This is a genomic window from Falsiroseomonas sp. CW058, assembly GCF_050563535.1.
GTDB lineage: Bacteria > Pseudomonadota > Alphaproteobacteria > Acetobacterales > Acetobacteraceae > Falsiroseomonas.
This window is the reverse complement of the sequence record NZ_JBNXUO010000019.1, coordinates 80648-93542: the sequence shown is the minus strand read 5'-3', so window position 1 is coordinate 93542 and position 12895 is coordinate 80648. Positions and strand designations below refer to the sequence as shown.

Below are 12895 nucleotides of genomic sequence, written 5' to 3'. Positions count from 1 at the left end.
CACGCGCTGCCGGTTCGCCTGTTCGGCCTGCGTCAGCGGCCGCCCCACGGAGGGGGCGCCGCGGGAGGCCTGGCCGGCGCCCTGCGGGCCCGACCGGCCGGGCTGCGCGGACGGCCTTGCGCCGCCGGCGCCCGCCGCCGGCGCAGCGGGGGTGCCCGGCTTCGCCGCGGCCGCCGGCGCCGGCGCCGGCGTGCGCTTCTTCAGCACTTCGACCTGCACGACCTTGCTGCGGCCATGGCTGAAGGACTGGCGGACGCTGCCCGCGTCCACCGTCTTCCCCAGTTCCAGGCGGCCACCCGGCCGGAGAGAAAGCCGGCCCTTGCCCGCATCCTGGTCGTTCTGGTCGCTCATCCGCCGATCCGAACCCGATTTATCGTCCGTCATGTCCCGCCGCGCGAAGCGCGGCACCCTCGTTTGTCCGCGCGAACGCGGTAGCCTGTTGCCGCGGAGCGCGGCGCATGTCGGTCCGCGTCCCGCAGGGCGCGGCGATCGCTCCTCATCCGGCGGGAGTCCCGCCCGCAGCCGGGTCGCCATGGGCCGCGCGCGGGGGCGCGCCGCCCGTCTCCAGACCCGCGGCGGCGACGCCCGCGAGCCTTGCGGCTTCCGCCGCGATCCTCTCCGCCAGCCGCCCGGGGGCGACGGCGACATGCACCGCCCGGTCCCGGCCGAACAGCGCGCCCAGTTCCGCCGCGCCCATCGGCGCGACCACCGGCACCTGGCGGAGGCCGACGAGCCGCGCCCGTTCGGCCGGGCTGCCATCGGCCGCCTGCACCACCAGGCCGACCCGGCCGGCCTGGAGCCATTCCCGGGCCGCCTGCCAGCCACTCACCGCCTGCCCCGCCCGCCTTGCGAAACCGACAAGGTCGCGGACGCGCCCCCGAAGGCCGTCCTCGATCCGGGCGCGAAGGTCGGGGGGCACATGCGCGACACCACGCGAGGCCTTGGCGAAGGCCCCACGGGTGACGGCCCGTTCTATCACATCGGCCTTCGCGCTCAACCACATTCCCCGCCCCGGCAGCCTCTCGCCGAGATCGGGAACCACGGCGCGCTCGGGCGAGAGCACGAAACGCAGCATCAGCTCCTTCGCCTGCCTCTCGCGCGTGACGATGCAGCGGCGGAGGGGGCCGCGCTCGGCCTCCTCCTCCGGGTCGCCCGGCGCGTCCGCCGCGTCCGCGATGTCAGCCGGCGCGTTCGTCGTCCGTCTCCCCGCCATCCTGCGGCGCGGCGTCGTCCCCGGCCGCGTCGTCCTGCCCGCCCCCGGCGTCCTCGGCCGCCGCGGCGGCGCCCACCACGTCCTCGTCGCCGAACCAGCCGGCCGACTGGCGGGCGGCCAGGATCACGGCATTCGCCGTCTCCTCGTCCACCGCCTCGCTCCCCAGGATCTCCACCAGCTCGTCGCCGGCCAGGTCCGCCAGGTCCTCGAGGCTCTTGACCCCCTTCTCGCCGAGCGCGACGAGCATGGCGGGCGAGAAGCCGCCCACCTCCGCCACCGCATCCTCGACGCCGAGCTCGCGGCGCTTGCCGTCCAGCTCCAGGTCGCGCTTGTCGAGGAAGGCCTGCGCGCGGCGCTTCAGCTCCGCCGCCACGTTCTCGTCGAAGCCCTCGATCCCGGCGAGCTCCTCGTCGTCGACATTGATGATGTCCTCGATCGAGCCGAAGCCCTCGGTCACCAGCAGGCCGGCGATCACGTCGTCGACGTCGAGCCCCTCGACGAACAGGCCGCTGCGCTTGCGGAAGTCCTCCTGCCGGCGCTCGCTCTCCTCCGCCTCGGTCAGGATGTCCACGTCGAAGCGGGTGAGCTGGCTGGCGAGCCGCACATTCTGCCCGCGGCGGCCGATGGCGAGGCTGAGCTGGTCGTCGGGCACCACCACCTCGACGCGCCGCGCGTCGTCGTCGAGGACCACCTTCGTCACCTCGGCGGGCGCGAGGGCGTTGACGATGAAGGTCGCGGTGTCGGGCGACCAGGGGATGATGTCGATCTTCTCGCCCTGCAGCTCCTGCACCACCGCCTGCACGCGCGACCCGCGCATGCCGACGCAGGCGCCGACGGGGTCGATGGAGCTGTCGCGGGAGATCACCGCCATCTTGGCGCGCGACCCGGGGTCGCGCGCGACCGCCTTGATCTCGATGATGCCGTCGTAGATCTCCGGCACCTCCTGCGCGAACAGCTTCGCGAGGAAGCCGGGATGGGTGCGGCTGAGGAAGATCTGCGGGCCGCGCGGCTCCTCCCGCACGTCGTAGATGTAGGCGCGCACGCGGTCGCCGTTGCGGAAGGCCTCGCGCGGGATGGTCTCGTCGCGTCGCAGCAGGGCTTCCGCGCGGCCGAGATCGACCATGAGGTTGCCGTATTCGGTGCGCTTGACGACGCCGTTGATGATCTCGCCCACGCGGTCCTTGTACTCGTGGAACTGCTTGCTGCGCTCCACCTCGCGCACGCGCTGCACGATGACCTGCTTGGCGGTCTGCGCGGCGATGCGGCCGAAGTCGATCGGCGGCAGCGGGTCCACGATGAACTCGCCCACCGCGATGCCGGGCTTCACCTTCAGCGCGATCCGCAGCGGGATCTGCGTCGCCTCGTTCTCGACCGGCTCCTGCTCCACCACCTCGGTCCAGCGGGAGAGCTTCACCTCGCCCGACTTGCGGTCGATGACGGCGCGGATGTCCTTCTCGTGCCCGTACTTGGCGCGGCCGGCCTTCTGGATGGCCTGCTCCATCGCCTCCAGCACCTCGTCGCGCTCGATCATCTTCTCCCGCGCGACGGCGTCGGCGACCTGGAGGAGTTCGGGGCGTGCGATGGCGACGTCGATGGCCATGAAAGCCTCTCCTTAGTTCTGCGTGGGCGGCGCCGCCGTGGCGGCGATCAGTTCGTCGGTCAGCACCAGCTTGGCCCTGCGGATGTTGCCGCGCGGGAAGGCGTGCTCCGTCCCGTCCTCGGCCTTCAGCCGCGCCACCTCGGCATCGGCGCCGAGGGCGATGCCCTTGAAGCGCTTGCGGCCCTCCACCGGCACGACGAGCTCGACCTGCGCGAGATGGCCGGCAAAGCGGTTCCAGTCCTTGGCGCGGGTCAGCGGGCGGTCGATGCCGGCGGAGGACACCTCCAGCATCCATTCGCCGCGGATCGGGTCGGCCACGTCGAGGATGGCGCCGACCGCATGGCTGATCGCCTCGCAATCCTCGACCCGGAAGGCGTCGCCATCGGCGCGGTCGGCCATGATCTGCACCACCGGCCGTTCCTTGCCGCTGACCTGCACGCGCACGAGTTCGTAGCCCATCTGCCCCAGGCTCGGCAGGATGGCGTCGGCGATGCGCGCCTCCAGCCCCTCGTGGCGGGGCAGGTCGGGGTCGGGCGGGGCGGGGGTGGTTTCGGGCTGGTCCATCGGGCTGTCTTCTGCGCGTCCGGCCGCGGCCAACAAAAAAGGCGGCCCTTTTGGGGCCACCTCCCGTCAACTCGGAAAGCGATCTCGACCACCCATATAGCCCTGGCGCAGGGCGGCGGCAAGGACCGACTACTCGGCCCCCGGCGGCGCCGGCAGGGCGGCGAGATGCGTCACCCGCCGCCGGCCATGCGCGCGCACCGAAAGCGGTTCGGCGTGCAGACGGTTGTCGAAGACGCGCGCGGTGCCGCGGCGCGCCACCTCCAGCAGGCAGAAATGCCCTGTGACACGGGCCAGCCACCAGCCCTCCGGCAGCCCCCCCCTGACCGTCTGACAGAGGGTCGGGCGGCCTTCGACGGGGCGGGGTTCGGCCGGCACGCCGGCCAGGTCCAGCGCCGCCACAAGGTCGCGCCACCAGGCGGTCATGATCTCCCGCCCCGGCGGGTAGCGGTCCGGGGCGACGCGGGCCAGCAGGTCGCAGGCGCTGCCATAGGACAGGCCCGCCGCGGTCGCCACCGCCGCCGGGCCGCACCAGGGGGCATATCCGCCGCGCTCGCCGGTGAACTCGGCCGGGTGCCGCAGGCGGCGGCGGTAGTCGTCATTGGCGGGCAGCGGAACGGACATGGCGCGAGTGACCCGGTGCAATCAACCGAGCCTCACGATACCGTGATTTATACAATCACACAATCGCGATCAGCGGCGACGAAACACCCAGTAGAAGGGAGTGCGTCCTTCCCGCAACGCCTTGGCTTCGTACCGCGTGCCGGGCCAGCCCTCGGGCCGCGTTTCGTCGCGGGACAGGCGCTCGAAACCATCGGCGCCGGCCATCACCTCCTCCACCCAGCCCTGGTAGGTCGGGTCGTCGGAGGCGATGCGCCATTCGCCGCCCGGGCGGATGGCGCGGGCGACCGCGGGCAGCAGCGCCGGGTTGACGAAGCGCCGCTTGGCGTGGCGCGCCTTGGGCCAAGGGTCGGGGAACATCAGGAAAAGCCGGTCGAGCGCGCCCTCGGGCAGGGCGGAAACCAGGTGCCGCGCATCCCGCGGCCATAGCCGGAGGTTGCGCGGCAGCGGCGCGTCCGCCTCCTCGCCTTCCGGGACGAGGCGCGTCAGCAGGGAACAGAGCCCGTTCTCGAACACCTCGGAGGCGATGTAGGCGACGCCGGGATGCGCCTCGACCTGCGCCAGCGCGTGTTCCCCCCCGCCGAACCCGACCTCGAGCCAGAGCGGCGCGCCCGGCATGCCGAAGGCGGCCAGCGGGTCGGCCGCCTCGGCATCGGCCAAGCGAAGCCGCGGCAGGGTGACGTCGAGCAGCTTCTGCTGGCGCGGCCGCAGCGGATGCCCGCGGCGGCGGCCATAGAGGCGGTCCGGGATCCCCTCGGCGAGGGGCGGTCGGTCGGCGGTCATGCGCGGTGCGGGACCATCATGGAAAGGAAAAGGGCGGCAGGCTTTCGCCCGCCGCCCCGCCATCCTGCAAGGGCCGCGGCCTCAGCGGCCGAAGGCGCGCCGCAGCTCGTCGGCCAAGTCGGTCTTCTCCCAGGTGAAGGTCCCCTTCTCGGCGTCCGGCGTGCGGCCGAAATGGCCGTAGGAGCTGGTGGGGACGTAGATCGGGCGATTCAGGTGCAGATGCTCCCGGATGCCGCGGGGGGAGAGGTTGACGAGCCCGTCCACCACCTTCGCCAGCTTCGCCTCGTCCACGTCCTTGCCGGTGCCGTGCAGGTCGAAATAGACCGACAGCGGCTTCGACACGCCGATCGCGTAGCTGACCTGGATGGTGCAGCGGTCCGCGAGGCCGGCGGCGACGACGTTCTTCGCCACGTAGCGCGCGGCATAGGCGGCCGAGCGGTCCACCTTCGTCGGGTCCTTGCCGCTGAAGGCGCCGCCGCCATGCGGGGCCGCGCCGCCATAGGTGTCGACGATGATCTTGCGCCCGGTCAGGCCGCAGTCGCCGTCCGGCCCGCCGATGACGAACTTGCCGGTCGGGTTCACGTAGAACTCGTTGTCCGGGCACATCCAGCCCTTGGGCAGCGTGCTCTCGACCAGCGGGCGGAGCATCGCCTTGATCTCGGCCTGCTCCAGCCCGTCCACATGCTGGGTCGAGACGACGACGGAGGTCGCGCCCACCGGCTTGCCGTCCACGTAGCGCAGCGTGACCTGGGACTTGGCGTCGGGCAGCAGGCCCTCGACCGCCTTGTCCTTGATGCGGCGCAGTTCGCTGACGCGGCGCAGGATGGTGTGTGCGTAGTACAGCGGCGCCGGCATCAGGTCCGGCGTCTCGGTGCAGGCGTAGCCGAACATGATGCCCTGGTCGCCGGCGCCTTCGTCCTTGTTGCCGGCGGCGTCGACGCCCTGCGCGATGTGGGCGGACTGGGCGTGCAGGTGGCATTCCACATGCGCGTTCTGCCAGTGGAAGCCGTCCTGCTCGTAGCCGATGTCGTGGATCGCCATGCGGGCGAGGTGGACCAGCAGTTCGGGCGTCACGCTGCCGGGGCCGCGCGTCTCGCCGGCCAGCACCACGCGGTTGGTGGTCACCAGCGTCTCGCAGGCGACGCGGGAATAGGGATCGGCCGAGAGATAGGCGTCCAGCACCGTGTCGGAGATGCGGTCCGCCACCTTGTCCGGGTGGCCTTCGGAGACGCTCTCCGACGTGAACAGGTATTCGCCCTTGTCGCGCATGGCGTGGTTCGGCCTCTTGTCGCGTGTGGCCGGCGGGGGCCAGCCAGATGCAAGGCCCCGGCGGATCCGGGACGGGGGCGTATCGCAGCGCGGTGGGGCGGGGTCAAGGCAGGCGCCCGCCCCCGCGTGTCACGTCATTCCGAGGACGTCCATCATCGAATACAGCCCGGCCGGCCTTCCGCGCAGCCACCCCGCCGCGCGCACCGCGCCGGTGGCATAGGCGCGGCGGTCGAAGCTGCGATGGGTCAGCGCGATGTGTTCGGTCGCGCCGGCGAAGACCAGCGTGTGCTCCCCCACCACCTGCCCGCCGCGCAGCGCGGCGAAGCCGATGGCGCCGGTCGCGCGCGGGCCGCCATGGCCGTCCCGCCCGCTCTCGATCCCCGCCGCCTCCAGCGTCGTGCCGCGGCCCTTCGCCACGGCGCGCCCCATCGCGACCGCGGTGCCCGAGGGTGCGTCCACCTTCTGCCGGTGGTGCATCTCCACGATCTCCGCGTCGTACTGCGCGGCGGGCAGCGCGGCGGCCATGCGTTCGGCGAGGGCGAGCACCAGGTTGACGCCCGGCGCGAAATTGGCGGCGTAGACGATGGGCACCGCCGCCGCCGCTTCCGCCACCGCGCGTTCCTGCGCCGCGTTCAGCCCGGACGATCCGAGCACCAGCCCCTTGCCGCTGCGCGCGGCCAGCGCGGCGTGCGGCGCGGCCTCCTCGGCATGGGTGAAGTCGATCACCACGTCGCTTGCGGCGAACAGGGCCGCGGCATCGGCCAACACCGCGGCGCCGGGCGGCGGGGCCTTGGCCGAGCCCGGACGCAGCGTGCCGCCCACCAGCGTGGCGCCGGCGGCCAGCGCCTCCTCGGCCAGCAGCCGGCCCATGCGGCCCGCTATGCCGGCGATCCCGATGCGCATGTCTGGCCCTCCGCTTGCCACCGCGCCGCGCCCGGCGCCACCCTGACGCTTCGCCCGCGGGCGGCACGGGGTCAAGCGGCGCGGGTGCCGCGTGGGACAGGGGAACGGCGATGGCGGAGGACTGGCGCGCGCTGAACCGTGCCAACTGGGAGGAGCGGACGGCGGTCCATCTCGGCCCGGGCGGCTATGACCGGTCGTCGCACCGTGCAGGCCGCGGGACGCTGGATGCCATCGTGGAGGCGGAGCTCGGTCCCGTGGCGGGGCTGCGCGTGCTGCACCTGCAATGCCACATCGGCGACGACAGCGTCGCCCTCGCGCAGCGCGGCGCGGCGGAGGTGGTGGGCGTGGATTTCAGCCCCGCCGCGATCGGGGCCGCCCGCGCGCTGGCCGCCGAATTGCAGCTGGCGAATGCCCGCTTCGTGCTGTCGGAGGTGCATGGCGCGCCGGCGGCGCTGCCCGGGGAAGGCGGGAGCTTCGACCTGGTCTTCACGAGCTGGGGCACGATCGGCTGGTATCCCGACCTTGCCGGCTGGGCGCGCGTGATCGCGCATTTCCTGCGCCCCGGCGGGGCTCTCCATTTCGCGGATTCGCACCCCGCAGCCCTGGTCTTCGACGACATGGCGGCCGATGCGGCCGGACGGCCGGGCTGGGTCGCACCCTATTTCGAACGCGCCGGCCGCATCTGGGACGAGCCTTCCGACTATGCCGACCCCGCCGCGCGCCTGGCCAACAGCCGCACCATGACCTGGTTGCATCCGCTGTCCGACATCCTGGGCGCGCTGCGCGCGGCGGGACTGCGGCTCGACTGGCTGCGGGAGCATCCGCGCCTGACCTGGCAGCTTTTCCGCTGCCTGGTGCGCGACGCCGATGGTCTCTGGACCTGGCCTGACCAGCCCTGGCTGCCGCTGGCGGTCAGCCTGCGCGCGCTGCGCTAGACCGGCGTTGCCCTGACTGTCGTCAGGTCAATGCCGGTCCAGCCCCCTTTGGCCCGGCGATTCACGCCCTGCGTATGTCCGCCTGCGGCGCGCACACTCAGGACGATCGCGGGCTAGGGACAAGGGCAGAAGCAGCGGGGATGGGGGGCGGGCGGCGACGCGGGTGGGACCGAAACCGCGCCGCCGCCTGCCTGGGCCGTCGCTGGGGGGATGCGACGGTCATGGGAACAACGTGGCCGCCTGCCGCGGGTTGCATGCCGGGGCAAGCGGGACCGCGCCCTGCCCCCCATCACAGTCGCGCGGGCCCGCCCGGGCCGGAGCCTAGCGGCCGAGCCCGTCCCAGAATTCCTTCACCTTGGCGAAGAAGCCTTCGGATTCCGGGCTGCTCCGGCCGGAGGTCTCGGCCTCGCGCTCGAACTCCGCCAGCAATTCCTGCTGGCGCTTGGTGAGGTTCTGCGGCGTCTCCACCGCGACCTGGACATACATGTCCCCCCGCGCCGCACTGCGCAGGACCGAGAATCCCTTGCCGCGCAGCCGGAACTGGTCGCCCGTCTGGGTGCCGGCCGGGACGGTGACGCGCGCCCGCCCGCCGTCGATGGTCGGCACCTCGACCGCGCCGCCGAGCGCGGCCTGCGTCATCCGCAGCGGCACGCGGACGAAGATGTTGGCGCCGTCGCGCTGGAAGATCGGGTGCGACTTCACGCCGACATCCACGTAGAGGTCGCCAGCCGGCGCGCCGCGCAGACCGGCCTCGCCCTCGCCCGAGAGGCGGATGCGCGTGCCGTCCTCGACGCCCGCCGGGATGGAGACGGCGAGAGTGCGGTCGCGCTGGACCCGGCCCTGGCCGGCGCAGACCTTGCAGGGGTTCTTGATGACGCGGCCGCTGCCCGAGCAGGTGGGGCAGGTGCGCTCGATCAGGAAGAAGCCCTGCTGGGCGCGCACCTTGCCCGCGCCGCCGCAGGTGCCGCAGGTGCTGGCCGCCTGGGCGGTGCTGCCTTCCGCGCCGCTGCCCTTGCAGGCCTCGCAGGCGACGGAGGAAGGCACGCGGATGGTCTTCTTCGCGCCGGCGAAGGCTTCCTCCAGCGTCACCTCGACCTGCTGGCGGAGGTCGGCGCCGCGCCCGACCGGGCCGCGGCCGCGCGCCCCGCCGCCGCGCAGGCCGCCGAACATCTCCTCGAAGATGTCCTCGAAGGCGCCGCCGAAGGGGTTGCCGCCGGCGCCGCCGCCGAAGCCGCCCGGGCCGCCGCCGCCCCCTTCGAAGGCGGCATGGCCGAAGCGATCATAGGCGGCGCGCTTCTCGGCGTCCTTCAGGACGTCATACGCCTCGTTCAGTTCCTTGAACTTGCCTTCCGCCGCCTTGTCGCCCTGGTTGCGGTCGGGGTGGAACTGCATGGCGAGCTTGCGGTAGGCCTTCTTCAGGTCCTCCTCGCTCGCGTCCCGGGCGACGCCCAGGACCTCGTAGAAGTCGCGCTTGGCCATGGGGCCGTTGGTCCTCGATGCGCAGAGGCTTCAACAGGGCAGCGCCCGACCCCCTTTCGGAAGCCGGGCGCGCCGATTCCTTCGATCCGGAAGCGAAGCCCCGGTCAGGAGGGCTTCTTCTTCTTCGGGTCGACTTCCTCGAACTCGGCGTCCACCACCTTCTCGTTGGGGTTCGCGCCGGGGCCGCCCCCCTGCTGCCCGCCCGCGCCGGCCGCGCCCTGCTCGCCCGCCGCCTGCTGCGCCTTGTAGAGCGCCTCGCCCATCTTCATCGCCGCCTGCTGCAGCGTGTCGTTGGCGCTGCGGATGGCGTCGATGTCCTGGCCTTCCATCGCGCTCCGCGCATCGGCCACCGCCTTCTCGGCGGCGTCCTTCTCGGCCGCCGGGATCTTGTCGGCGTTCTCGCGGATGGTCTTCTCGGTCGCGTGCACCAGGGCGTCGAGGCCGTTGCGCGCCTCCACCGCCTCGCGCCGCTTCTTGTCGGCTTCCGCGTTCGCCTCGGCCTCGCGCACCATCCGCTCGATGTCGTTGTCGGACAGGCCCGACTTCGCCTGGATGCGGATCTGCTGTTCCTTGTTGGTGGCCTTGTCCTTCGCGCTGACGGACACGATGCCGTTGGCGTCGATGTCGAAGGTCACCTCCACCTGCGGCACGCCGCGAGGGGCGGGCGGGATGCCGGTGAGGTCGAACTGGCCGAGCAGCTTGTTGTCGGCCGCCATCTCGCGCTCGCCCTGGAAGACCTTGATGGTCACGGCGGACTGGTTGTCGTCCGCGGTCGAGAACACCTGGGACTTCTTGGTGGGGATCGTCGTGTTGCGGTCGATCAGTCGGGTGAAGACGCCGCCCAGCGTCTCGATGCCGAGGCTCAGCGGCGTGACGTCGAGCAGCAGGACGTCCTTGACGTCGCCCTTCAGCACGCCGCCCTGGATGGCCGCGCCGATCGCCACCACCTCGTCGGGGTTGACGTTGCGCGCGGGCTCCTTGCCGAAGAAGCCCTTCACCACCTCGATCACCCTCGGCATGCGGGTCATGCCGCCGACCAGGATCACCTCGTCGATCTCGCCCGCCGCGATGCCGGCATCCTTCAGCGCCTGCTTGCAGGGCTCGAGCGTCTTCTGGATCAGGTCGTCGACCAGCGCCTCGAGCTTGGCGCGCGTCAGCTGCATCACCAGGTGCTTCGGCCCGGAGGCGTCGGCGGTGATGAAGGGCAGGTTCACCTCGGTCTGCTTCGAGCTCGACAGCTCGATCTTCGCCTTCTCGGCCGCTTCCTTCAGCCGCTGCAGCGCCAGCTTGTCGCCGCGCAGGTCGATGCTCTGTTCCTTGCGGAACTCGTCGGCCAGGTAGTCGATGACGCGCGCGTCGAAATCCTCGCCGCCCAGGAAGGTGTCGCCGTTGGTCGACTTCACCTCGAACACGCCGTCGCCGATCTCGAGCACGGAGATGTCGAAGGTGCCGCCGCCGAGGTCGTAGACCGCGATGGTGCCGCCCTTCTTCTGGTCCATGCCGTAGGCGAGCGCGGCGGCCGTCGGCTCGTTGATGATGCGCAGCACCTCGAGGCCGGCGATCGCGCCGGCTTCCTTGGTCGCCTGGCGCTGGGCGTCGTTGAAGTAGGCGGGGACGGTGATGACGGCCTGCGTCACCTTCTCGCCAAGATAGGCCTCGGCCGTCTCCTTCATCTTGGTGAGGATGTTGGCGCTGATCTGCTGCGGCGCGTATTTCTTGCCATCCACCTCGACCCAGGCATCGCCGTTGTCGGCGCGCGCGATGGCGTAGGGCACCAGGCCCTTGTCCTTCGTCACCATCGGGTCGTCGAAGCGGCGGCCGATCAGGCGCTTCACCGCGTAGAGCGTGTTGGTCGGGTTGGTCACCGCCTGCCGCTTGGCGGACTGGCCGACCAGGCGTTCGCCGTTCTTGGCGAAGGCGACCATGGAGGGGGTGGTGCGGGCACCCTCGGCGTTCTCGATGACCCTGACGTCCTTGCCTTCCATGATGGCGACGCAGGAATTGGTCGTGCCGAGGTCGATGCCGATGACCTTGCTCATCCGTGTGCTCCTTGTTCGGCGGCGTGGGTGCGGCCCCGAAGGCACCGCGCCCGGCCCCTGCCGGATGGGGTGGGTGGTGATGGCCGTGACATATTCACCGCCATGCGGCACGGCAAGGGGGGCGGCGGGCCGACGGGGCCGGCCTGCCGCGCGCCGCGCGCATCGCTGCTACCGCCGCGGCGCCAGTCATGGCTATCCTGCGGGCCGCGACATGATCTCCTCCCTCCCCCTGCATCCCGACCGCGACCTGCTGGCCGGGGAGCTGCACGCCCGCCCGCCCCTGCCGCTGGCCACCCCCGTCGCGATCAGCCGCCTGGCGCAGTTGCGCGACGCGGGGGCGGACCGCGGCGCGGCGGTCGCGCATCTCGCGACGCTCTGCCGCCGCTACGGCGTGACGCCGCCGGATGCGGGCGCGGATTTCGTGATGGCGGATTTCGGCCGCTTCACGCTGCGCTACGAACGTCACACGGAATTCGACGGCTGGACCTTCCTCCGCCCCGGCCCCGACGGCGCCGCCCCGGACCCCTTCGAGGGCCCGGCCATCGGGGCGGTGCCGACCGACTGGCTGGCGGAGCTGCCCGGCCGCACCCTCGTCGCCGCCCATGTCGCCATCCTCCGCAGCGAGGGGGAGGACGCGCCCCCTCCCCCCGGCTGCTTCGCGCCGGACAACCTGGCGGGGTCGAGCCTGTCGGCCGGCGCCGCCACCGCCTGGACGGATTTCCGCCCCGGCCCCGACGGCTTCACCCGCATCCTGCTGCAGGACCACGGCATGACGGCGGCGCTGGCCGGCCGGCTGGCGCAGGCCCTGTGGGAGGTCGAGACCTACCGCCTGCTGGCGCTGCTCGCGCTGCCACAGGCCCGCGCCTGCGGGCCGGAACTGGCCCGCGCCTCCGCCAGCCTCGCCGCGCTGGCCGCGAAGCTGCCCGGCCTGCAGGCGCTGGAGGCGGAGCGCGACGCGCTGGAACAGCTCACCGGCCTCGCCACCACCATCGAGCGCCTGGCCGCCGGGACGGCGGACCGCTTCAGCGCGTCGCGCGCCTACCACGTCCTGGTCGGGCGGCGCCTGCAATCCCTGCGGGAGGAACGGTTGCACGGCCTGCCGACGCTGGCGGACTACCTGGAGCGGCGGCTCGACCCCGCCATCGCGACGGTGGAGGCGACGGGCGCGCGCATCGCGACCCTGTCCACCCGCTGCGCCCGCGCGGTGGACCTGCTGCGCGCGCGTGTGGCGGTCGCGCAGGAGGCGCAGACCCAGAAGCTGCTGGGTGCGATGGCGGAAACCGGCCGCGCCCAGCTTCGCCTGCAGGAGACGGTGGAGGGCCTCTCCGTCGCCGGCATCAGCTACTACGTGCTGTCGCTGGCGGGCTATGCGCTGAAGCCGCTGCCCTGGGGCGGCTGGCTGAAGGCCGAGGCGGTGCTGGCGGCGCTGGTGCCGGTGGTGGCGGGGCTGGTCTGGGTGCAGATGCGGCGCCGCCGGCGGCGGGGCTGAACC

General features: G+C 72.4%; 12 protein-coding genes. 2 read left to right on the top strand and 10 right to left on the bottom strand.

All coding sequences use genetic code 11. The annotated features are described in order from the left end of the window. From ACK8OX_RS15965 to dapB, 8 genes are all read right to left on the bottom strand, one after another. The coding region (locus ACK8OX_RS15965; protein ID WP_430665192.1) for a translation initiation factor IF-2 associated domain-containing protein at nucleotides 1–351 on the bottom strand (351 nt) is incomplete at its 3' end. Nucleotides 352–496: 145 nt separating this feature from the next. Next, nucleotides 497–1213, bottom strand: coding sequence for an RNA-binding protein (locus tag ACK8OX_RS15960; protein ID WP_430665191.1), 717 nt, complete (start codon nucleotides 1211–1213; stop codon nucleotides 497–499). Further along, nucleotides 1179–2813: a transcription termination factor NusA gene (gene nusA, locus ACK8OX_RS15955; protein ID WP_430665190.1), complete on the bottom strand. Its 1635-nt coding sequence runs from the start codon at nucleotides 2811–2813 to the stop codon at nucleotides 1179–1181. Before nusA ends, ACK8OX_RS15960 begins: the two co-directional genes overlap by 35 nt. A gap of 12 nt (nucleotides 2814–2825) precedes the next feature. Continuing rightward, nucleotides 2826–3377, bottom strand: coding sequence for a ribosome maturation factor RimP (gene rimP, locus ACK8OX_RS15950; RefSeq protein ID WP_430665189.1), 552 nt, complete (start codon nucleotides 3375–3377; stop codon nucleotides 2826–2828). 129 nt (nucleotides 3378–3506) lie between these two features. After that, entirely contained in the window at nucleotides 3507–3998 is a 492-nt protein-coding gene (locus tag ACK8OX_RS15945; RefSeq protein WP_430665188.1) for a hypothetical protein, read from the bottom strand. 69 nt (nucleotides 3999–4067) lie between these two features. Then, entirely contained in the window at nucleotides 4068–4778 is a 711-nt protein-coding gene (gene trmB / locus ACK8OX_RS15940) for a tRNA (guanine(46)-N(7))-methyltransferase TrmB (protein WP_430665187.1), read from the bottom strand. 81 nt (nucleotides 4779–4859) lie between these two features. After that, entirely contained in the window at nucleotides 4860–6047 is a 1188-nt protein-coding gene (gene metK / locus ACK8OX_RS15935) for a methionine adenosyltransferase (protein ID WP_430665186.1), read from the bottom strand. A 129-nt stretch (nucleotides 6048–6176) separates the two neighbouring features. After that, complete coding sequence (gene dapB / locus ACK8OX_RS15930; RefSeq protein ID WP_430665184.1) at nucleotides 6177–6950, bottom strand: 4-hydroxy-tetrahydrodipicolinate reductase; 774 nt, start codon at nucleotides 6948–6950, stop codon at nucleotides 6177–6179. Between the two features lie 110 nt (nucleotides 6951–7060). Between dapB and ACK8OX_RS15925 the strand changes: the two genes are divergently transcribed. Continuing rightward, entirely contained in the window at nucleotides 7061–7885 is an 825-nt protein-coding gene (locus tag ACK8OX_RS15925; RefSeq protein WP_430665182.1) for a class I SAM-dependent methyltransferase, read from the top strand. A gap of 321 nt (nucleotides 7886–8206) precedes the next feature. Here the strand turns inward: ACK8OX_RS15925 and dnaJ are convergent, their stop codons facing one another. Together dnaJ and dnaK are read right to left on the bottom strand one after the other, a co-directional pair. Beyond that, the gene (gene dnaJ / locus ACK8OX_RS15920; protein ID WP_430665181.1) at nucleotides 8207–9364 is read right to left on the bottom strand and encodes a molecular chaperone DnaJ; all 1158 of its coding nucleotides are present in this window, start codon (nucleotides 9362–9364) and stop codon (nucleotides 8207–8209) included. Nucleotides 9365–9468: 104 nt separating this feature from the next. After that, entirely contained in the window at nucleotides 9469–11403 is a 1935-nt protein-coding gene (gene dnaK, locus ACK8OX_RS15915) for a molecular chaperone DnaK (RefSeq protein ID WP_430665180.1), read from the bottom strand. A 211-nt stretch (nucleotides 11404–11614) separates the two neighbouring features. On the opposite strand from dnaK, the gene ACK8OX_RS15910 reads away from it, so the two are divergent. Further along, on the top strand, nucleotides 11615–12892 hold the full coding sequence (locus tag ACK8OX_RS15910) for a DUF3422 family protein (RefSeq protein WP_430665179.1): 1278 nt from the start codon (nucleotides 11615–11617) through the stop codon (nucleotides 12890–12892). The last annotated feature ends 3 nt before the right edge of the window (nucleotides 12893–12895 follow it).

Bases quoted from the DNA above. Each gene is read 5' to 3' on its own strand.
- ACK8OX_RS15960 (WP_430665191.1), bottom strand. From the start codon at position 1,213: ATGGCGGGGAGACGGACGACGAACGCGCCGGCTGACATCGCGGACGCG.
- ACK8OX_RS15945 (WP_430665188.1), bottom strand. From the start codon at position 3,998: ATGTCCGTTCCGCTGCCCGCCAATGACGACTACCGCCGCCGCCTGCGG.
- dapB (WP_430665184.1), bottom strand. From the start codon at position 6,950: ATGCGCATCGGGATCGCCGGCATAGCGGGCCGCATGGGCCGGCTGCTG.
- rimP (WP_430665189.1), bottom strand. From the start codon at position 3,377: ATGGACCAGCCCGAAACCACCCCCGCCCCGCCCGACCCCGACCTGCCC.
- ACK8OX_RS15910 (WP_430665179.1), top strand. From the start codon at position 11,615: ATGATCTCCTCCCTCCCCCTGCATCCCGACCGCGACCTGCTGGCCGGG.
- metK (WP_430665186.1), bottom strand. From the start codon at position 6,047: ATGCGCGACAAGGGCGAATACCTGTTCACGTCGGAGAGCGTCTCCGAA.
- nusA (WP_430665190.1), bottom strand. From the start codon at position 2,813: ATGGCCATCGACGTCGCCATCGCACGCCCCGAACTCCTCCAGGTCGCC.
- ACK8OX_RS15925 (WP_430665182.1), top strand. From the start codon at position 7,061: ATGGCGGAGGACTGGCGCGCGCTGAACCGTGCCAACTGGGAGGAGCGG.
- dnaJ (WP_430665181.1), bottom strand. From the start codon at position 9,364: ATGGCCAAGCGCGACTTCTACGAGGTCCTGGGCGTCGCCCGGGACGCG.
- dnaK (WP_430665180.1), bottom strand. From the start codon at position 11,403: ATGAGCAAGGTCATCGGCATCGACCTCGGCACGACCAATTCCTGCGTC.
- trmB (WP_430665187.1), bottom strand. From the start codon at position 4,778: ATGACCGCCGACCGACCGCCCCTCGCCGAGGGGATCCCGGACCGCCTC.